17 protein-coding genes are annotated in these 18,742 nt (G+C 72.7%); 6 read left to right on the top strand and 11 right to left on the bottom strand.

Annotation, left to right across the window (positions count from 1 at the left end; genetic code table 11):
• Nucleotides 1–45: 45 nt before the first annotated feature.
• Together ABD709_RS20875 and ABD709_RS20870 are read left to right on the top strand one after the other, a co-directional pair.
• The gene (locus ABD709_RS20875; protein ID WP_344778995.1) at nt 46–1,767 is read left to right on the top strand and encodes a fatty acyl-AMP ligase; all 1,722 of its coding nucleotides are present in this window, start codon (nt 46–48) and stop codon (nt 1,765–1,767) included.
• A gap of 22 nt (nt 1,768–1,789) precedes the next feature.
• Nucleotides 1,790–2,809 carry a 1-aminocyclopropane-1-carboxylate deaminase gene (locus tag ABD709_RS20870; RefSeq protein ID WP_344778994.1) on the top strand — a complete coding sequence of 340 codons (1,020 nt, stop codon included), beginning with the start codon at nt 1,790–1,792 and terminating at the stop codon, nt 2,807–2,809.
• Between the two features lie 6 nt (nt 2,810–2,815).
• Here ABD709_RS20870 and ABD709_RS20865 read toward each other — a convergent pair whose 3' ends face one another.
• From ABD709_RS20865 to ABD709_RS20855, 3 genes are all read right to left on the bottom strand, one after another.
• Nucleotides 2,816–5,128 carry a putative bifunctional diguanylate cyclase/phosphodiesterase gene (locus tag ABD709_RS20865; protein ID WP_344778993.1) on the bottom strand — a complete coding sequence of 771 codons (2,313 nt, stop codon included), beginning with the start codon at nt 5,126–5,128 and terminating at the stop codon, nt 2,816–2,818.
• A gap of 127 nt (nt 5,129–5,255) precedes the next feature.
• A complete protein-coding gene (locus ABD709_RS20860) occupies nt 5,256–5,921 on the bottom strand; it encodes an HAD family hydrolase (RefSeq protein WP_344778992.1) in 666 nt (221 codons plus the stop codon).
• 39 nt (nt 5,922–5,960) lie between these two features.
• Nucleotides 5,961–6,605, bottom strand: a complete 645-nt coding sequence (locus ABD709_RS20855) for a DUF459 domain-containing protein (RefSeq protein WP_344778991.1) — start codon at nt 6,603–6,605, stop codon at nt 5,961–5,963.
• Nucleotides 6,606–6,704: 99 nt separating this feature from the next.
• Here ABD709_RS20855 and ABD709_RS20850 point away from each other — a divergent pair, with 99 nt between their 5' ends.
• Both ABD709_RS20850 and ABD709_RS20845 read left to right on the top strand, forming a co-directional pair.
• Complete coding sequence (locus tag ABD709_RS20850) at nt 6,705–7,307, top strand: TetR/AcrR family transcriptional regulator (RefSeq protein WP_344778990.1); 603 nt, start codon at nt 6,705–6,707, stop codon at nt 7,305–7,307.
• Between the two features lie 96 nt (nt 7,308–7,403).
• On the top strand, nt 7,404–7,925 hold the full coding sequence (locus ABD709_RS20845) for a sigma factor (protein WP_344778989.1): 522 nt from the start codon (nt 7,404–7,406) through the stop codon (nt 7,923–7,925).
• A gap of 35 nt (nt 7,926–7,960) precedes the next feature.
• Here the strand turns inward: ABD709_RS20845 and ABD709_RS20840 are convergent, their stop codons facing one another.
• The 5 genes from ABD709_RS20840 to ABD709_RS20820 form a co-directional block, all read right to left on the bottom strand.
• Complete coding sequence (locus ABD709_RS20840) at nt 7,961–8,161, bottom strand: hypothetical protein (protein ID WP_344778988.1); 201 nt, start codon at nt 8,159–8,161, stop codon at nt 7,961–7,963.
• Nucleotides 8,162–8,268: 107 nt separating this feature from the next.
• The gene (locus ABD709_RS20835; RefSeq protein WP_344778987.1) at nt 8,269–9,630 is read right to left on the bottom strand and encodes a GH1 family beta-glucosidase; all 1,362 of its coding nucleotides are present in this window, start codon (nt 9,628–9,630) and stop codon (nt 8,269–8,271) included.
• Entirely contained in the window at nt 9,627–10,817 is a 1,191-nt protein-coding gene (locus ABD709_RS20830; protein WP_344778986.1) for an MFS transporter, read from the bottom strand. The genes ABD709_RS20835 and ABD709_RS20830 overlap by 4 nt, the downstream gene beginning before the upstream one ends.
• A complete protein-coding gene (locus tag ABD709_RS20825) occupies nt 10,814–12,028 on the bottom strand; it encodes an alanine racemase (protein WP_344778985.1) in 1,215 nt (404 codons plus the stop codon). The genes ABD709_RS20830 and ABD709_RS20825 overlap by 4 nt, the downstream gene beginning before the upstream one ends.
• Complete coding sequence (locus ABD709_RS20820; RefSeq protein ID WP_344778984.1) at nt 12,025–13,368, bottom strand: D-arabinono-1,4-lactone oxidase; 1,344 nt, start codon at nt 13,366–13,368, stop codon at nt 12,025–12,027. Before ABD709_RS20820 ends, ABD709_RS20825 begins: the two co-directional genes overlap by 4 nt.
• Before the next feature lie 137 nt (nt 13,369–13,505).
• Here ABD709_RS20820 and ABD709_RS20815 point away from each other — a divergent pair, with 137 nt between their 5' ends.
• On the top strand, nt 13,506–15,419 hold the full coding sequence (locus ABD709_RS20815) for a neutral/alkaline non-lysosomal ceramidase N-terminal domain-containing protein (protein WP_344778983.1): 1,914 nt from the start codon (nt 13,506–13,508) through the stop codon (nt 15,417–15,419).
• Here the strand turns inward: ABD709_RS20815 and ABD709_RS20810 are convergent.
• The 3 genes from ABD709_RS20810 to ABD709_RS20800 are packed head-to-tail and all read right to left on the bottom strand — an operon-like array spanning nt 15,406 to nt 18,241.
• Nucleotides 15,406–16,164, bottom strand: coding sequence for a hypothetical protein (locus ABD709_RS20810; protein WP_344778982.1), 759 nt, complete (start codon nt 16,162–16,164; stop codon nt 15,406–15,408). The two genes, ABD709_RS20815 and ABD709_RS20810, sit on opposite strands and share 14 nt — an antisense overlap.
• A gap of 53 nt (nt 16,165–16,217) precedes the next feature.
• Nucleotides 16,218–17,558 (bottom strand): ATP-binding protein, encoded by a 1,341-nt coding sequence (locus ABD709_RS20805; protein ID WP_344778981.1) that lies wholly within the window; start codon nt 17,556–17,558, stop codon nt 16,218–16,220.
• A complete protein-coding gene (locus ABD709_RS20800; protein WP_344778980.1) occupies nt 17,555–18,241 on the bottom strand; it encodes a response regulator transcription factor in 687 nt (228 codons plus the stop codon). The genes ABD709_RS20805 and ABD709_RS20800 overlap by 4 nt, the downstream gene beginning before the upstream one ends.
• Nucleotides 18,242–18,554: 313 nt before the next feature.
• Between ABD709_RS20800 and ABD709_RS20795 the strand changes: the two genes are divergently transcribed.
• Nucleotides 18,555–18,742, top strand: a 188-nt coding sequence (locus ABD709_RS20795; protein ID WP_344778979.1) for a hypothetical protein, incomplete at its 3' end; no start/stop codon positions are given.

Here is an 18,742-nt window from a genome sequence, read left to right as displayed (position 1 = left end):
GTGCCATGATCCGAGCTTCAGGCCGATCATGGGGAACGGATGGACATGGCGATTCCGAGCGCGCCCGCGCAAGACGGGCTGCCGAGCGGGACCGACATCGTGGAGCGCCTGGCCGAGTGGGCCGAGACCCAGCCCGATCGGCTCCTGTACGTCGAGCTCCTCGACGGCGTCGCCGAGTCGGCCCGGCTGACGGCCGCCGAGCTGGAGACGCAGGCAGCGCAGCTCGCCGGCCTCCTCGAGGCGAAAGAGCTTCACCCGGGAGACGTCGTCCTGCTCATCGCCACCCGGCCGGCCGAGTTCCTCGTCGGTCTCTTCGGCTGCATGTGGGCCGGCGTCATCGCCGCCCCCATCTCCTTCCCCCGTCGGCCGGACCACCTGCACAGCCGGCTGGAGCCGGTGCGGGCGAACGCGGGAGCGGTGGCCGTCGTCGCCGCGACGCCCCAGGGACCCGCCGAGGTGGCCGTGCTCGAGAAGCTCACCGAGGGCAACCTGCCCGTGGTCCACCTGAAGGACGCGGCCTCGGCGGATCCGGTCCCGCCGGCCGCCGAGCGCGAGATCGCCTACCTGCAGTACACCTCCGGCTCGACGAGCGAGCCCCGCGGTGTCACTGTCACCCACGCCAACCTGGCCGCCAACCTGGAGGTGTCCCGCGAGGTCCTGGCGATGACGCCCGACTCGGTGAACGTCTCCTGGTGTCCCCTCACGCACGACATGGGCCTGGTCACCGGGGCGCTGACGTCGGTGTGGCTCGGGATGAAGTCCGTGATCATGCCGCCGAGCGCGTTCATCCGCCGTCCGCTGACCTGGCTGCGAGCGGTCGACCGCTACCGCGGCACCCACTCGTGCTCCCCGAATTTCGGGTTCGACCTCTGCGTCGACCGCTCGACGCCCGAGGAGCGAGCGGCCCTCGACCTCTCCAGTGCCGTCACCTTCATCAACGGTGCCGAGCCCGTCCGCCGGCGTACCCGCGACCGGTTCCTCGAGGCGTTCGCTCCGAGCGGGTTCCCGCCGGGCGCGCACTGCCCGGGCTACGGACTGGCGGAGGCGACCGTCGTGGTCTCCGCAACCCCGCCGGGCGACCCCGGCACGGTCCTGTGGGTCGACGCCGACGCCCTCGAGAAGCACCAGCTCGTGCTGCGGGAGGAGGGCGAGCCCGACGTACGGGAGCTGTGCACGGACGGCGTCCTCGGCAGCGGGTACGACGCGCGCATCGTCGACCCCGACACCTTCATCGAGTCCGAGCCGCACGCGGTCGGGGAGCTCTGGTTGCGCGGACCGAGCGTCAGCCCCGGGTACTGGCGCCGGGAGGAAGCGACGAAGGAGGCCTTCGGCGCCCACCTCGCGGACGGGACCGGCCCCTACCTCCGGACCGGCGACCTCGCGTTCCTCCACGACGGCGCGGTCGTCATCTGCGGTCGTGCCAAGGACCTGATCGTGATCCGCGGCCGGAACATCTACCCGCAGGACATCGAGCAGAGCACCGAGCTCGCCCACGAGGCGCTCCGACTGGGCGGGAGCGCCGCGTTCGCGGTGGAGGGCGAGTCGGGAGCGGAGCTCGAGAGCCTCGTGCTGGTGAGCGAGGTCGACGGCGAGCCGGACGAGCGCGAGGTGGCAGCAGCGATCAGGAGCGTGGTGCTCCGCGAGTACGACCTGCACGTGAGCGACGTGCTCCTGGTGCCGCCCTACAGCGTGCCGAAGACCTCCAGCGGGAAGAAGCAGCGCTCGGCGAGCAAACGGCTCTGGCAGTCGGCGCGCGCGCACTCCTGACGTCTCCGGCGACAATGGGCGGATGAGGCTCCAGGAGTTCCCCCGCCATCCGCTCACGTTCGGGCCGAGCCCCGTCCACCGCCTGACCCGGCTGACGGACCACCTCGGCGGCGCGGACATCTGGGCCAAGCGCGAGGACGTCAGCAGCGGCCTGGCGTTCGGCGGCAACAAGGTGCGCAAGCTGGAGTACATCGTCCCCGACGTCCTGGCGAGCGGTGCGGACACGATCGTCTCCATCGGAGGCGTGCAGTCCAACCACACCCGGCAGGTCGCCGCCGTCGCCGCCCACCTGGGTCTCAAGGCGCGTCTCGTCCAGGAGCACTGGGTGCCGTGGGACGACCCGGTCAACGAGAAGGTCGGCAACATCCTGCTCTCGCGGATGATGGGCGCCGAGGTCCGGCTGGACCCGTCGGGGTTCGACATCGGCATCCGCAGGTCGTGGGAGGACGCCTTGCGGGAGGTGGAGGAGGCCGGCGGCAAGCCGTACCCGATCCCGGCGGGCGCGAGCGAGCACCCGCTCGGCGGGCTGGGCTTCGCGAACTGGGCCTTCGAGGTCGCCGAGCAGGAGAAGGCGCTCGGCGTGCACTTCGACACGATCATCGTCTGCACCGTGACCGGCTCGACCCACGCCGGGATGATCGCCGGCTTCGCCGCGCTCGAGGAGGCGACCGGCGTACGCCGCCGGGTGCTGGGCATCGACGCGTCCGCGACGCTCGCGAAGACCACGGACCAGGTGGCGCGGATCGCGCGGCACACCGCCGAGCTGATCGAGCTCGGCCGAGACCTGCGCGACGACGAGATCCAGGTGCTGGAGGGCTGGGCCGGCGACCTCTACGGCATCCCGGTCGACTCGACGATGGAGGCGATGCGGCTCGGCGCTCGGCTCGAGGCGATGATCACCGACCCCGTCTACGAGGGCAAGTCGCTCGCGGGCCTGATCGACCTGGTCACCAGTGCGGAGATCCCGCGTGACTCCACGGTGCTCTACGCGCACCTCGGCGGGCAGCCGGCGTTGAACGCCTACCACTCGCTCTGGGCCTGATCCGGGTCAAGCGGCCGAGGTGCCCCGCTCCGCCTGGAGTACGGCGACCAGCTGCTCGACGGACATCGGGCGGTGGAGCAGGTAGCCCTGCACGTAGAGGCCCTCGCCGGGTGCGATCTCCGCGAGCTGCGACTCCCGCTCGATGCCCTCGACGACGACGTCGATGCCCAGCGCCCGGCCCATCAGCGTCACCGAGCGGAGCAGGGCGCAGGCCCGCTCGTCGGTGTCGATGGTCGTGGCGAGCGAGCCGTCGGTCTTGACGATCTGGACGGGCAGCTGCTGGAGGTAGCTCACCGAGGAGAAGCCGACGCCGAAGTCGTCGATCGCGAAGCTGACGCCCATCGCGCCGATCGCGTGCATCGCGGCGAGCACGCCCTCATCGGCGAGGATGCCCTCCCGCTCGGTGATCTCCAGCACCAGCTTGCTGCTCCCCATCGCGGTCACGGTGCTGCCGATCCGCTCGACGAAGGAGGGGTCGCGCAGCTGCTGGGCGGAGATGTTCACGCCGATCGTGACCGTGCCCGGGACCGTCCGGCGCAGGACCGCGGCGTCCTCCCTGACCTTGGCCAGCACGACGTCGCCCAGGCCGATGATCAGCCCGGCGTCCTCGGCGAGCCGGATGAACACGTCGGGGGAGACCGCGCGACCGTTGCGGTCCCAGCGGGCCAGCGCCTCCACCCCGATCGTCAGCCCGCTCGCCGTGGCCACGACCGGCTGGTAGACCACGTCGATCCGCGACTCGGCGATCGCGCGGCGCAGGTCCTCGACCATTACCAGCCGCTCCATCCGCGACTCGCCGAGGGTGTGCTGGTAGGGCACCAGGCAGTCCTTGCCGCGGGCCTTGGCCTCGTACATCGCCAGGTCCGCCTTGCCGAGGAGGCCCTCGCCGGTGTCGCGGCTGTCGGCGTACGCCAGGCCGGCGCTGGCGCTCAGCGGCATCAGCTGCCCGGCGACGACGACCCCTTCGCGGATGGTGGCGAGCACGCGCTCGCTCATCGTCACGACGGAGCGGAGGTCGACGTCCTCGAGGAGCACCGCGAACTCGTCGCCGCCCAGGCGGGCCGCGGTGTCGGTGTCCCGGATGCACCGGCGGATCCGGCCGGCGACCTCGACGAGCACGTCGTCCCCGGCCGCGTGGCCGAAGCGGTCGTTGACCGGCTTGAAGCCGTCGAGGTCGACAAAGAGCAGGGCGACCGAGGTGCCCTGCTGCCGCGCCCGGGTCAGCGCCTGGTCGGTGCGGTCGAGCAGGATGCCGCGGTTCGGGAGGTCCGTGAGCGGGTCGTGCCGCGCGACGTGCACCTTCTCCCGGGTGATCGCGAGCCGGGCGAGCGCGTCGGACGCGACCGCGGCGAGCGCCTGCAGCGCGTGCCGGTCGGCGTCGACCGTGGAGCGAGCGCGCTCCATCGCCCTCGCGACGATCCACCGGCGCCCGTCGCCGTCGTCGAACTCGGCGCCGACCTCGCCGGGCCTGGGACGGCGGGAGCGGAGCTCGACGTCCTCGAGCCGCAGCAGCCGGGCCGCGTCCTCGACCACCGCGCGCTCCACCTGCTCGCGGTCGGTCAGGGTCTGGGCGCGGACCGCGGCGTCGAAGAGGACGGAGAGGCGGCGCGCGTTCTCACGCCCGCGGGTCAGCGCCCGGGTCGCGACCAGGAGGGTCACCAGGGGGACGGCGAGCAGCACCAGCATCCACGCCGGGGCGGTGCGCTGTACGACCGCGGCGAGGTAGCCGAGCGTGTCGAACGGCACGAAGCAGCCGACCGCGAGCAGGCTGCCCGGCTGCAGCAGCTGGCGACGTACGCGGCTTCCCGAGCGGAGCGACACGGTCACGGCCGACAGGACGTAGTCGGTCGCGAAGTACGTCGCCGCGGCCACCGCGACGGCGGCGAGCTCGCGCGGCGTGTCCAGGGCGGTGCCGCGGAAGGTCGTGAGCGCGACCGAGGTCATCCATCCGGCGACGATCCCGACGCCGATGTTGAAGAGCTTCGCACTCGGTCTCTTCGCGGACGTCAGCTGGGTGAGCAGGACACCCGCGCCCCAGGCGACCAGGGCGTCGTGGATGTCCAGCGTGCACAGCAGGAACATCAGGATGCTGGAGTCGAAGCCCACCTCGATGCCGCCGTCGCGGGTCTCCAGGATGATCGGGAACCGGGCGACGACCAGGATCAGCGGGATGCCGGCGAGGGCCTGCCAGGGCATGTCGAAGCTGTCCCGGGCGGCGGCCGTCACGGCGGCGGAGAGGACGACCGCAGCCACGGTGCAGACGGCGAGGTCGAACCACCAGCTGTTCCACGTGCGGAATCGGGCCAGCAGGGCGGTCATGAGGACTCTCGGGTGCGTCTGAGCAGGACTTCTCAAGTATCGGAACGCTGCGGCTCCGGTTCGGCTCTTTCGCTTTACTCGGGCCGTTCGGTCGGTCCGGATCCCCCCGAAGGACTATGCCGCCGCGTCAGGCGAGCGGGGTGTCGTCCAGCGCCTGCTCGAGGTCGCCGGGGGTGTCGAAGATCGCGACCGCCCCGGCGTCCCTCAGCTCGTCGTCGCCGAAGCCCCCGGAGCGTACGACGATCGCCGGCATCCCGGCCCGCTTCGCCGCCTCGACGTCCCACACGGCGTCGCCGACCATGACGCTGGCGGTGTCCGCCGCGACGCCGAGCTTCTCGAGCGCGACCTGCAGCAGGTCCGGCTCCGGCTTGGAGGAGTCCACGTCGTCGCTGGAGGTCCAGGCGTCGGCCAGCTCGCGGGCGTCGAGCAGGTCGAGGGCGAAGTCCACGTGCCGCTGCTGGCCCGAGCTGGCGAGCACCAGCGGGTGACCGCGCTCCTTGATGGCGACGAGCAGGTCGCGGGCACCCGGCAGCGGCGAGATCTCGTCGAGCAGCGCATCGGCCTCCTTGCCCTGCTGCTCGCGGGCCTGCTCGCCGATCCGCCGCTCGAGGTCCTCACCGCCGAGGGTCTCGACGATCTTGTCCCCGCCCATCCCGATCAGCCGGTGCAGCCGCCACACCGGGAACGTCTCGCCGACCGAGCGAAGCGCGCGGTACCACGCGAGCGCGTGGTGGTAGTTGGAGTCGACGAGGGTCCCGTCGACGTCGAGCACCGCGATCGTGGGGTCAGCCATGCCGTTGAGGTACCCCGATGACCCCGCCGCCAGTCACGCTCACGCAGGCTCCTTGGCCCCGAACGGCGCCAGGTGGGGGCGGAGCTCCTCGGCCCAGGCGAGGTAGCCGGCGGGTGTGAGGTGGAGGTTGTCGCGGGCGTACTCCGCACGGATCGCGCCGTCGTCGGCCGCGAACCTCGGCCACAGGTCGACGTACGTCGCGCCGTGGCGGGCCGCCGCGTCGGCGTACCGCGCGTTGAGCTCGCGGATCCGCGGCGCGAAGTACGCGGTGCGGGGGAGGACCGGGTTCACCAGCAGCGTCGCGGCCGGCGCCCGGTCGCGGATCCGCCGGACGATCTCCTCCAGCCGAGCGGCGATCTGGGCTGTCTCGCGGAAGCGCCGGGGCCCGTGCAGGTCGTTGGTGCCGATCATCAGCGAGACCGCGACCGGCGCGTTGATCGCGGCGTCGACGCGCTCGAGCAGGTCGTAGGTCGCCTCGCCGCCGATCCCGCGGTTCGACGTCGCGAGCTCGGGGAACAGGTCGCCCCACAGGCCGCCCTCGGTGATGCTGTCGCCGATGAAGAGCACCCGGCCCGGCGGCACCGGCACCGCGTCGAAGTACCGCCGGCGCCCGGCGCCCATCCGCGACTTCACGGTGGAGCGGAGCACGGGGACGAGCACGCTGTAGATCCGGTCGGAGTTCAACCGACACCCCTGTCTCTCGTGGGAGCTGCGCGAGCAGGCGCGGGTCATCCTGCCACGGCAGCCCCGTCGCACCCCGTCTCGGACGCTAGTCTTGGACGCATGCCCCGCGTATCGGCCGACACCCGTCGCGACCTGCTCGTCGAGGCGGCCATCCGGGTGATGGTGCGCGACGGCGTCGCGAAGGCGACGGTCCGCTCGATCGTCGCCGAGGCGGAGATGCCGCTGGGCGTCTTCCACTACTGCTTCCGCTCCAAGGAGGAGCTGCTCAACCAGGTGATCGAGACGATCGCCGGGCACACCGTCGAGCCCGCTCTCGACGAGCTGCGCCGCCCGGGCACGCTGCAGGAGCGGCTGGACGGAGCGGTCAACGCCTACTGGCGGCACGTGGTCGCGAACCCGGACGAGCACCGGGTGACCTACGAGCTCACGTCCTACGCCGTTCGGCAGGCCGGCCTGGAGCACATGGCACGGACGCAGTACGAGAAGTACATCGAGTCGTTCACCGCGGTGCTCGACCTGCTGGCCTCGGGCGCCGGGGTGACCTGGCGCGTGCCGGTCCCGGTGCTGTCGCGCTACCTGACCGCCATGGTCGACGGGGTGACGCTGCTGTGGCTCAACGAGGGCGGGGACGACCGGCTCGCGCGCCAGGCGCTCGACTGCGCGGTCACCTACCTGCTCGACCAGGCCGAGCCGGTCTCCTAGCGCGCGGCGCGCAGCCGGGCGCGCGCTACCGTGGGAGCAGCCAGATCAGATGGCGCTCCCCAGACCCCGGCAGCGCGTGCAGTGCGCGGAGGGGACATGGTTCGAGGAGCATCGCGGGACCGTCCGGAGTCGAGCGACGACGACGTCGTCTCCGGTCACCTGTCCCGGTCCGCGCGCGGCGACAAGGGCGGGCTCGCCGACCTCTACGACGAGACGTCGGAACGCGTGCTGGGGCTGGTCCTCCAGGTGGTCCGCGATCGAGCGCTCGCCGAGGAGATCACCCGGGACGTGTACCTGGAGGTGTGGAGAACGGCGGTCCGGTACGACGGATCGACGGGGTCCGGGATGTCCTGGCTGATGATGACGGCCCATCGGCGCGCCGTCGACCGGCTTCGCGCGACCGAGCGCGGTCGCGACGACCGCTGTGCTGACCTCGCGACCGATCCGTCCGACGCAGCCGGGGGTGCCGACGTGGCCGCCGTCCAACGACGGGTGGTCGACCTTGCCTACTTCGGCGGATGCACCGACGCCGAGATCGCTCAGGCCACCGGAGTATCGCTCAGCACGGCGAGGGCCTGGATCCGGGACGGCCTGGTCGGTCTGCGCGACCGGGGCTAGGTCGGATCGACGGGGCGACGGAGCGGTCCGTCAGGTCACATCGAGCCGCTCGCCGCCGCGATGGCGACGCCGAGGAGGACGAGAGCGACCAGGGAGACCACGATGATGTAGGTCCGGTGGGCTCGGAGCCCGTTGCCGTCCCGGTGACCGTGCGTCAGGTCCTCCGCGGTGGCGCCCGCGTGCGAGGCGAGCTGAACGTCGGTGAGCAGGTGTCGCCGCCTGGTCGTGGTGGGCACGTCGTGTTCCATGTCGGGCCTGGCCCTTCGGTGGTCGGTCGTCCTCGAGCGACGGGTCGTCGCGAGTTCGCACAGGTGATTCGGAGCCGACCGAGGATCGGCTTGTCCTAGCGAGCCGCGAGCAGCCGCCGGAACCAGTGGAAGGACTCCTTCGGGGTCCGCGCGAGCGTGTCGTAGTCGACGTGGACCAGCCCGAACCGCTCGGCGTACCCCTCGGCCCACTCGAAGTTGTCCAGCAGGGACCAGGCGAAGTAGCCGCGTACGTCGACGCCGGCCGCGATCGCGTCGGCGACCGCCCGGAGGTGCGCGTCGTGGTAGTCGATGCGCGCCTGGTCCGCCACCCGGCCGTCGGCGCCGACGACGTCGTGGAAGGAGCAGCCGCTCTCGGTGACGTAGAGCGGCGGCAGCGCGTCGCCGTACCGGTCGCGCAGGGCCACCAGCATCTCCCGCAGCCCGTCGGGGACGATCGCCCAGCCGAAGTCGGTGGTCGGGACGTCCGGGATCTGCATCGGCTCGAAGGGGAGACCGGCAGCGACGGCGCCCTCGAGGGCCGGCGAACCGGCGCCACCGCGGCCCGGCGCGCCGACGAGGACGGGCTGGTAGTAGTTGACGCCGTACCAGTCCAGGGGGGCGGAGATCACTGCCAGGTCCTCGGCGACCGGGCCGGGCATCGCGTCCGCGAAGCCCTCGGGGTAGGCGCCGCGGAGGACGGGGTCGGCGAAGAGCCAGTTGGTGAGGGTGCCGAGGAGGTCGGCGGCGTCGCGGTCGGCGGGGTCGGCGGACGCAGCCCACGCGGGCTGGTGGTTGCTGGCGATGCCGATCCGGTCGACACCGGCGCCGCGGAGCGCCTCGACCGCGAGCCCGTGCCCGAGCAGCAGGTGGTGGACGACCGGCAGCGCGTCGAACCCCAGCGCCAGCCCGGGAGCGTGGGTGCCGAGCGCGTGCCCGAACATCGTGACGACGACCGGCTCGTTGAGGGGCATCCACAAGCCCACGCGGTCGCCGAGCCGGCGCGCGACCAGATCGGCGTACTCCGCCAGCCGGTGCGAGGTGTCGCGGGACAGCCAGCCGCCGGCGTCCTGCAGCGCCTGCGGGAGGTCCCAGTGGTAGAGCGTCGCGGCCGGGGTGATGCCCGCGGCGAGCAGCTCGTCGACGAGCCGGTCGTAGAAGTCGAGGCCCTCGGCGTTGGCCGGCCCGGACCCGTCCGGCTGGATGCGCGGCCAGGCGACGGAGAACCGGTAGACGTCGACGCCGAGCTGTGCCATCAGCCCGACGTCCTCCGCGTGGCGGTGGTAGTGGTCGCACGCGACGGCAGCGGTGTCGCCGTTGCGGATCCGGCCCGGCTCGGCGCAGAACGTGTCCCAGATGGACCTGCCGCGACCGCCCTCGTCGACGGCGCCCTCCACCTGGTAGGCCGCGGTCGCGACGCCGTAGGTGAAGTCCGCCGGGAGGACCGGGAAGTCCGTCATCGGGCCGCCCCGGTCCGCGGCCGGAACTGGGTCGCCATCAGGATGAGGACCGGCGCGACCAGCAGCGGCGGCAGGAACATCGCCCGGTGGCTGATCAGCTCGGCGACGAGCGCGATGCCCAGGGCGGCGACGAGGTAGCCGACGTAGTTGGAGACGTTCACGCGGGCCAGCGCCTGGCCCCCGCCCCCGTCGAGGTGCCCGGCGGCGACCATCGAGAGCGGGGGAACCATGGCGACGCCGGCGCCGAGCACACCGAAGCCGACGACGGCGAGCCCGACCGTCGGGGCGGCGACGATGAGGACCAGCGCGAGAACAGCGACCGCGCCGCTGGCGCGGATCGTGGTGACGGCGCCGAACCGGCGCACCACGGCGTCGCCGAACAGCCGGGTCAGCAGGAGCAGCGCCTGGTAGGCGGTGAACGCGAGCGGCCCAGCGCTGTCGGAGGCGTGCAGTCCGTCGGTGAGGTAGATGCCGCCCCACGCGGAGGTGGAGGCGTCGAGGAACCACATCGCGAAGGTCGGTACGGCGAGCAGCAGCACCGGCCACCACGGGACGGTGACGTGCACGGCCTCCGCGATGGTCTCGGCGTGGCCGTCGACCGGGTCGTGCCGCAGCAGGTTCCGGCAGAGCACGGCATTGAGCACCACCGCAGCGACGGCGACGGCGAGCAGCGAGGGCAGCAGCGCCCAGTCGAGCTCGAGCGTGATCGTCGCGTAGACCCCGCCGACCACGGCGCCGGCGCTCCACATGCCGTGGAAGCCGACCATGATGCTCCGGCCGTAGAGGTCCTGGACGCCGACGCCCTGCATGTTCGTGGTGGCGTCGATGGCGCCGACGCACAGGCCGTAGCCGCAGCACGTCGCGACCAGGACGGGCAGGTCGCCGGAGACCGCGATGAGGACGACGAACCCGGCCGAGGCGGCAAGGGTCAGGCGCAGGACGACGCCGCTGCCGAACCGGGCCGAGGCGTAGCCCGCGATGACGCTGCCGACCGCGGATGCGACCGCGACCGCGCCGAGGACGGCGAGCACCTCGTAGTCGGAGAGGTCGAACCGGTCCTTGATCGTCGGCAGCCGGGTGATGAGCGACGCGAAGAGCAACCCCTGGATCCCGAAGCCCGCGAAGGTGGACACGCGGGCGGCGCGGTGCGCCGTGGTCACGGCGGGCAGCGCCGGTGCGGTGCTCACAGGAACGCCTTCCCCTCCCCGCGGTAGGTGCGCACGGCACCGACCACGGCTGCATCGTCGACGAGGTGCAGCTCGTCCACACGCTCGCACAGCTCGCCGGCCTTCGCATGGCGGAACCACACCCGGTCGCCGACCCGGAGGCGGGCGACGGCGTCGCCGGTGAGCGGGGTCTGCACCTCGCCGGCGCCCTCGGTCGGCACGAGCCGGAGCCCGGCGGGCCAGACCGGCGTGGGGAGCCGGTCCTTGCCGGTGGGGCCGGACGCGACCCAGCCGCCGCCGAGCACGGTGGCGTGGCGGGGCGAGGGTCGCCGTACGACCGGGAGCACGAAGTAGGCCGCGGGCTGCGGACGGAAGCGCGTGTAGTGGTCGAACAGCCGCGGCGCGAACAGCCCGGACCCAGCGGCCGCCTCGGTGACGGCTTCCTCGGCGCAGGTCGACTCGAGGCTGCCGGTGCCGCCGCCGTTGACGAACTCGAGCGGCGCGACCGCGCGCACGGCCGCGACCGCCTCGGCACGGCGCTCGGCGAGCTCCGCGGCGGAGGTGCGCTGGACCGCCCGTACGGCGAACCGCGACGGAGAGGGCTGGTTGTCGCCGAGCCCGGCGATCTGGCCCTCGTAGGCCATCATCCCGACCAGCCGGAACCGCGGGTGCGCGACGATCGTCCGGGCGAGTGCGGCCGCCTGGCCGGGCGTGTGCACGGGGGAGCGGCGCGCGCCGAGGTGCACCCGGCCGCCGGCCAGCCGCAGCGAGGCGTCCAGCTCGATCGCGACCCGGACGGGTGGGCCGTCCGGGCCGACGACGGCCGCGGTGAGGTCCAGCAGCTCGGCGCTGTCGACCATCAGCGTGACCCGGGAGGCGAGCCGCTCGTCGGTCGCGAGGCGGCGAAGGGTCTGCCGGTCGACCGTGGGATATCCGACCACGACGTCGTCGACGGTCTCCGCCAGCCACAGCGCCTCCGGGAGGGTGAACGCGAGCACGCCCTCGTAGCCGGGCAGGGCCAGCACGTCCTCGACGATCTCGCGGACGCGGATCGACTTGCTCGCCACGCGGATCGGCTTGCCGCCCGCGCGGCGGACCAGGTCGGCCGCGTTGGCCCGCAGCGCCGCGACGTCCAGGACGCCGTACGGCGGCTCGAGCGCCTCCGTGGCTGCGGTCAGCTCGTCGAACGTGGCGCGGACACGGGTGCCGGCGCGCTCGGCGAGGACGCTCATGACCGTGCCTCGGGGGCCTCGGGGACCGGGCCGAGGACCCGGTCGAGGTAGGGGTTCGCGAAGACGCCGGTCGGGTCGAGCCGGTCGCGGAGGCCGACGAAGTCGTCGAACCGCTTGTAGCGCCCGCGGAGCGCGTCGGCGTCGAGCCGGTGGATCTTGCCCCAGTGCGGGCGACCTTCAGCGGCGCCGAGGACGTCCTCGCAGAGGGAGAAGAAGGACTGGTGGGGCATCCGGTGGTACTGGTGGAAGGAGATCGGCACGACGTCGCGCTCGTGCGCGACCGACAGCGGGATGTCGTCGGCCCGCACGTGGCGCACCTCGAACGGGAAGGACACCTTCTCGTCGCTCGCGTCGATGCGCCGCCTCAGCTCGCGCAGGCAGTCGACGGCGGCCGCGCGCGGGACGGCGTACTCGCCCTCCTTGAAGCGGACGTTGCGCTCGGAGGCGAAGACGTTCGGGGCGAGGTCGGTGAACTCGCGGGCGCCCAGGGACTTCGTGACCAGGCGGGTGATCGCGGGGACCGTGCGTGGCGCGGCGGTGCCGAACCGCAGCAGGGCGTCGAAGCCGAGATTGGTGATGATCTTGTCGTCGATGGCGCGGGTGAGCCGGCTCATCGGCGCGAGCTCGGTGTCGCCCGGCAGCCGCTGGAACCGGCGGGTGATCGCGGTCGAGGTGTGCGGGAACCAGAAGAACTCGAAGTGGTCGTTCTCGTCGACCAGCTCGTCGAAGCGCTCGAGCACCTCGTCCACGGGCATCGGCGCGTCGACGACCCGCAGGGCGTAGAGCGGCACGCACTGCAGGGTCACCTTCGTGATCACGCCGAAGGCCCCGAGCGACGTACGGGCAGCCTCGAACAGCTCGGCGTTCTCGCTCGGGGAGCACTCGACGACGCTGCCGTCGGCGAGCACCAGCTCGAGCGCGCGGACCTGGGTGGAGATCGTGCCGAAGTGCCTGCTCGAGCCGTGCGTGCCGGTCGCGATCGCGCCGGCGATCGTCTGCCGGTCGATGTCGCCGAGGATCTCCATCGCCAGCCCGTGCCGGAGCAGGACCGGGTTCAGGCGGTACAACGGGATGCCGGCCTCGACCCGGACCACCCCGGTGTCGCGGTCGATCGCGAGCACGCCGTCCAGGGCGTCGGGCCGCAGCTGGACACCCGGCGCGACGGCTGCGCCGGAGAACGAGTGCCCGGAGCCGATCGCGCGGACGGTCAGGCCGTCCCGTACGGCGTCGGTGACCGCCGCGGCCACGTCCCCGGCCGAGCGCGGCGTCAGCACCCGGGCCGGGCGGGCCTCCTCGGTGCGGGCCCAGTTCCGCCACGGGGGAGGCGTCTTCTCCGGCATGGCGTGCTCCTGACGGTCCTCGCTCGTTGGGCGGTGCAGCGCACGTCCCCCGGCTGGGACGGACGACTTGGACAACCGTACAATATCGAGTGACCCTCGTCACCGGGCGAGGCACCACAGCTCCGCGGGGGTGGGCGATGGCAGCGTCGTGGCAGGTCGGGCGCGGGATCGCCGACATCACGGGGGAGCCCGCCGACTGCGGGATGCTCGGCTACGGCAAGGCCGACCAGCGCACGCACGGCATCCACCTCCGGCAGCGCTGCCGCTCGTTCGTGCTCGACGACGGGGCGCGGCGGGTGCTGCTCGTCGTGGCGGAGCTGCCGCTCCCGATGCAGAGCGTCACGGACGAGGTGCTGCGCCGCCTCGCCGAGACCTTCGGCGACACCTACACCGAGCAGAACACCCTGATCACGGTGACCCACACGCACTCGGGCCCGGGCGGCTACTGCGGGCACCTGGTCTACAACGCGACGACGAGCGGGTTCCGGCCGGCGACGTTCGGTGCGATCGTCGACGGCATCATCGAGTCGGTGGAGGCCGCGCACCGGGACGTCGCGCCCGCGGAGCTCGCGCTCGGCCACGGCGCGCTGCGGGACGCGAGCGTCAACCGGTCCCGATCGGCCTTCGAGCGGAACCCGTTCGAGGACCGCGAGGTGTTCCCGGACGCCATCGACCCGCAGACCACGCTGCTGCGGGTGGTGCGGGACGGCCGCCCCGTGGCCGCGATCAACTTCTTCGCCACCCACGGCACCAGCATGAGCAACCGCAACCTGCTGATCTCCAGCGACAACAAGGGCTACGCGGCCTACCACTGGGAGCGGCTGGTCGAGGACGAGAACTACCTCGCCGGTGAGGAGCCCGGCTTCGTCGCGGCCTTCGCGCAGACCAACGCCGGGGACATGAGCCCCAACCTCGACGTCGGCAGCGGCCCGACCGACGACGAGCGCGAGAACACCCGGATCATCGGGACGCGGCAGTACGACGCCGCGGCCGCGCTGCTCGCGGGCGACCTCGCGCCGCTCGGCGAGGGCATCGACCACCGGATGGTGCACGTCGACCTGGGCCGGGTCCACGTGCGACCGGAGTTCACGCCGGACCGGCGGCCGCACCGCACCGGCCGCCCGATGGTCGCCGCGTCCCAGGTCGCCGGCACCGACGAGGGCAAGGGGTTCCCCGGGTTCCGGCAGGGGCGTCACAACCCGGTGTGGGACGGCCTGTCCCGTGCGGCCTACCGGCTGAACCCGGTGCTGGCCGACCAGCACGCGCCCAAGGGCATCGTCCTCCCCGGCAGCCTCCTCAACCGGCTCGGCGCCGTCGTCCAGGAGCGGGTGCCGGTGCAGCTGCTGCGCCTCGGCCGGCTCCACCTGATCGGCATCCCGGCCGAGGTGACGATCGTCGCCGGCCTGCGGCTGCGCCGCACGGTGGCCGCGATCGTCGGCGCCGACCTCGACGACGTGCTCGTGGTCGGCTACAGCAACGCCTACGTGCACTACGTGACGACACCGGAGGAGTACGTCGAGCAGCGCTACGAGGGCGGCAGCACCCTGTTCGGACGGTGGGAGCTGCCGGCGCTGATGCAGGTCGTCGCCGGCCTGGCCAACGCGATGCACGAGGGCCGGCCGGTCGACGGCGGCCCGCCGCCGGAGTCGGGCAAGCCCGCCAGCTGGCTGCGCAGCCCGCCGCCCGACGTCGCGGACGCCGGCTTCGGCGCCGTCCAGCAGCAGCCGGCGGACTGCCGGCCGGGGGAGACGGCCACCGCGACGTTCGAGTCGGCGTACCCGAACAACGACCTGCGGCGCGGCGGCACCTACCTGGAGGTCCAGCGGCTGGTCGGCGAGGAGTGGGTGCGCGTCGCGGACGACGGCGACTGGTGCACGACGTTCCGCTGGGAGCGGGCGGGACGCGCGGGCTCGCTGGCGACGATCACGTGGGACGTGCCCGCCGACACCTCGCCGGGCCGCTACCGGATCGTGCACCACGGCGCCGCGCGGGACCGGTCCGGAGCGCTGCAGCAGTTCACCGGGTGCTCCCGCGCCTTCACGGTCGCTTGACGCTCAGCAGCTCGTAGGTCTCGTGGCCGCCGCCGAGGTCGCGCTCGGAGACGATGCCGTAGCCGCGGACGTACAGCTTCTGCGAGACCACCCCCGGCTCGAGCCGCGCCCACTCCAGGGAGCGCAGACCGCGGCCGGTGTCGACGGCGGGCGTGCGGACGCGAGCCCCGCGCTCGACGATCCAGGCCTGGTCCTCGGCGACGCCCCGCTCGTACTCCTGCCGGAACGCGTCGGTGACGTGCGGGTGCGCGGGCATGATCAGACCGGCGACGGCGCCGTGGACGCCGGCTCGCCACGAGCCCTCCCGGTCGATCAGGTGGCCGTCGCGGCCGTAGGTCGCGGTCGCCTCGCCGAAGTACCAGACCGCGCCGGTGTCGGTGGCGGCGTACCAGTCATGGGTGAGCTCGGCGATCGAGCCGTCACGCCGGCGGATGACGTCGCGGACGATGGTGACGCGCACGCCGGCGACCTTCTTGTGCCGGTGCGTCACCGCGGTGCGCTGGTTGAAGTGCTGCCCCTCCTCGACGCCGTGCAGCCGCCAGACGGTGCCCGGGCGGAGCGGGAACCACGGATTCGCCTTCGGGTGCGCGAAGTCGCTCGGCGAGGGCATCGCCCTCGAGACCGTGGTCGCCGGGGTGGAGGCGGTCGGAGCTGATGCGGTCGAGGCGGCGCCGGTGACCACCGCGCCGATCGAGGCGGTGGCGAGGCAGGTCAGGGCCGCGAGGCCGGTGGTGAGGGTTCGCATGTGCCGAGCCTGCTCGCTGCTCGCTGAAGGTGACCTGAACGCGCGTCACCCATTCAGGGACGACGCGAGGGCAGCAGCAGCCGCAGGTGCGCGCCACCGGGGGAGCTCAGCAGCTCCACGCTGCCGCCCGCCCGCTCGGCAAGCCCGCGTGCGATCGCGAGTCCCAGGCCGCTGCCGCCGCCCTGGCTGCGGGCGGCGTCGACGCGGTGGAACCGCTCGAAGACCAGGTCCCGGTGCTCCGGCGGCACGCCCGGACCGTCGTCGACCACGTCCAGCCGGGCCCGGTCGCCGTCGAGATCGACGGTGAGCACGACACGGGAGGTCGCGTGGGCCGTGGCGTTGTCCAGCAGGTTGCGCACGATCCGCCGTACGTCGTCCGGATCGGCGTACGCCGGCGCGGCCGAGACCTGCGAGGTGTCGACCTGGGCCGAGGTGCCGACCCGGCTCCTCGTCGCCTCCTCGAGGACCAGGGCGTCGAGATCGAGCAGTACGGGCTCGGACGTGGCGCCGGCGTCGAGGGACGCGAGCACCAGCAGGTCGCGGACCAGCCGCTCCATGTCCGCCGTGGCGCCGAGCACGTCGGCCCGGAGCCGGTCGGTGTCGACCACGCCGGGCTGGGCCAGCGCGAGCTCCAACGACAACCGCTGGGCGGCGAGCGGGCTCTGCAGGTCGTGGGACACGTCGGCGACGAGCTCGCGCTGCCGCTGCACGGCGTGCTCGACCCGGTCGAGCATCGCGTTCATCGTCGCCGCGAGCCGGCCGACCTCGTCGTCGACACCGTCCCCGGCGACCCGAGCGGCCAGGTTTCCCTCGGATATCCGGTCCACCTCGGCACGGATGCGGTCGAGCCGGCCGAGGGCGCGGCCCAGCAGCAGCCAGATGACGACGCCGAGGGCGAGGACGACGAGCGGTACGCCGATCCACAGCGACCGGCGGAGGGCGGCGGAGGCCTCGCTGACCGACTCGAGGCTGTCGCCGACGTAGACGGTGACGTTGCCCTTCGGGCTCGGGCCTTCGGCGTACCAGAACCGGTAGGTCTCGATCTCCTGGTCGTCGGGAGCCGAGAAGGTGCGGGTCTCCGGCGAGGTCGAGGCGGCGAGGTCGGCAATCGCGGGGCGGCCATCGATGTTCGCCGATGCCGCGACCACCTTCCCGTCGGGGCCGACGACCTGCGCGACGCCGTTGTCGCCTACGCCCAGGGTGGGTGGGAGGTCACCCGAGCCTGCGAGGTCGAGGAGGTCCGAGAGCCGGGAGCGGGACACGTCGTCCGACGCGTCGGTCAGCCGGTGCTCGAGGGTGGAGACCAGCAGCACGCTGCCGATGCCCAGCAGGACCGCGAAGAGCAGGGTCCCGATCAGCGTGGCGCGCAGCCGCAGGCTGAGCCGGTGCGTCACAGCGAGCCCTCGGCGTCGTCGACGACGCGATAGCCCACCAGGCGCGTCGTCTGCAGCGAGCGCCGGTCGAACGGCTCGTCGACACGCTGACGCAGCTGCCGCATGTAGACCTCGACGATGTTGGGGTGGCCGTCGTAGGCGAAGTCCCAGACGTGCTCGAGGATCGTGGCCTTCGGCACCACCTCGTCCGCCCGCCGCATCAGGAACTCCAGCAGCGCGAACTGGCGGGGCGTCAGCTCGATCGGAACCTCGCCACGCCACACGGCGTGTGTTGCCGGATCGAGCCGCAGGTCTCCTACCTGGAGCACCGTCGGCCGCTCCTTGCGGCCGCGCCTGAGGAGCGCCCGGAGCCGCGCGGTCAGCACCACGAACGAGAACGGCTTGGCGAGGAAGTCGTCGGCGCCGGCGTCGAGAGCGCGGGCCTCCTGCTCCGGGCCGCTGCGAGCGGTCAGCATCAGGATCGGGGTCCAGTCGCCGGCCGTCCGACGGCGCGCGCAGAGCTCGTCGCCGGGCAGCCCCGGCAGCATCACGTCGACGACCATCGCGTCGTAGGCGTTCTCGGCTGCGAACCACTCACCGTCCCCGCCGTCCAGCGCCACGTCGACGGCGTACCCCTCCTGCTCCAGGCCGCGTCGCAGCGCGGCGGCGAGCTGCTTGTCGTCCTCGACGACCAGGATCCGCACCTGCCCACCCTGACACCGTCCGGCTGAAGGCGCGCTGAAGTCGCGCTGAACGAGTGAGGGCTTCGCGGGTTCTCGGAGGCATTGCGCCGGTCACGGCCGTGATCGCGGTAGGTGCAGCATGAGCGGGCTCGCCCGCTACTCCCTATGCGCGACAGTCGCGTGCGGAACCGCGCACGCCGTGCCAGTAGCGTGCTGCACACCGCGAGTCCCTCCCGCGGTCCTCGGCATGTGCGGGCGGATCGAGGACGACCCCGCCTGAAACAGTTGGCTGGAATGACTTGCTGTTCGAACATGTGTTCGATAGGATGGGCGCATGACCTCCCCCGGCGCCACCGACACCGCAGCCACTGCGGTGCAGGCCGCCCAGGGACTGTCCGAGATCCCCTGGGACCAGGTCGAAGGCCCCGACGCGATCGAGATCGCCGCCGGGTTGGGGAAGCTGAAAGCGCTCATCGACGGGGCCCTGGTCGCCCTCGCCGAACGGATCGAGGCCACCGACGC

This window comes from Nocardioides panacisoli (assembly GCF_039537325.1).
Taxonomy (GTDB): domain Bacteria; phylum Actinomycetota; class Actinomycetes; order Propionibacteriales; family Nocardioidaceae; genus Nocardioides; species Nocardioides panacisoli.
This window is presented reverse-complemented; position numbering and strand designations above follow the sequence as displayed.

Excerpts from the sequence above, each read along its gene's own strand:
- ABD709_RS20875 (WP_344778995.1), top strand. The coding sequence starts at position 46 with ATGGCGATTCCGAGCGCGCCCGCGCAAGACGGGCTGCCGAGCGGGACC.
- ABD709_RS20870 (WP_344778994.1), top strand. The coding sequence starts at position 1,790 with ATGAGGCTCCAGGAGTTCCCCCGCCATCCGCTCACGTTCGGGCCGAGC.
- ABD709_RS20865 (WP_344778993.1), bottom strand. The coding sequence starts at position 5,128 with ATGACCGCCCTGCTGGCCCGATTCCGCACGTGGAACAGCTGGTGGTTC.
- ABD709_RS20860 (WP_344778992.1), bottom strand. The coding sequence starts at position 5,921 with ATGGCTGACCCCACGATCGCGGTGCTCGACGTCGACGGGACCCTCGTC.
- ABD709_RS20850 (WP_344778990.1), top strand. The coding sequence starts at position 6,705 with ATGCCCCGCGTATCGGCCGACACCCGTCGCGACCTGCTCGTCGAGGCG.
- ABD709_RS20845 (WP_344778989.1), top strand. The coding sequence starts at position 7,404 with ATGGTTCGAGGAGCATCGCGGGACCGTCCGGAGTCGAGCGACGACGAC.
- ABD709_RS20835 (WP_344778987.1), bottom strand. The coding sequence starts at position 9,630 with ATGACGGACTTCCCGGTCCTCCCGGCGGACTTCACCTACGGCGTCGCG.
- ABD709_RS20825 (WP_344778985.1), bottom strand. The coding sequence starts at position 12,028 with ATGAGCGTCCTCGCCGAGCGCGCCGGCACCCGTGTCCGCGCCACGTTC.
- ABD709_RS20820 (WP_344778984.1), bottom strand. The coding sequence starts at position 13,368 with ATGCCGGAGAAGACGCCTCCCCCGTGGCGGAACTGGGCCCGCACCGAG.
- ABD709_RS20815 (WP_344778983.1), top strand. The coding sequence starts at position 13,506 with ATGGCAGCGTCGTGGCAGGTCGGGCGCGGGATCGCCGACATCACGGGG.
- ABD709_RS20810 (WP_344778982.1), bottom strand. The coding sequence starts at position 16,164 with ATGCGAACCCTCACCACCGGCCTCGCGGCCCTGACCTGCCTCGCCACC.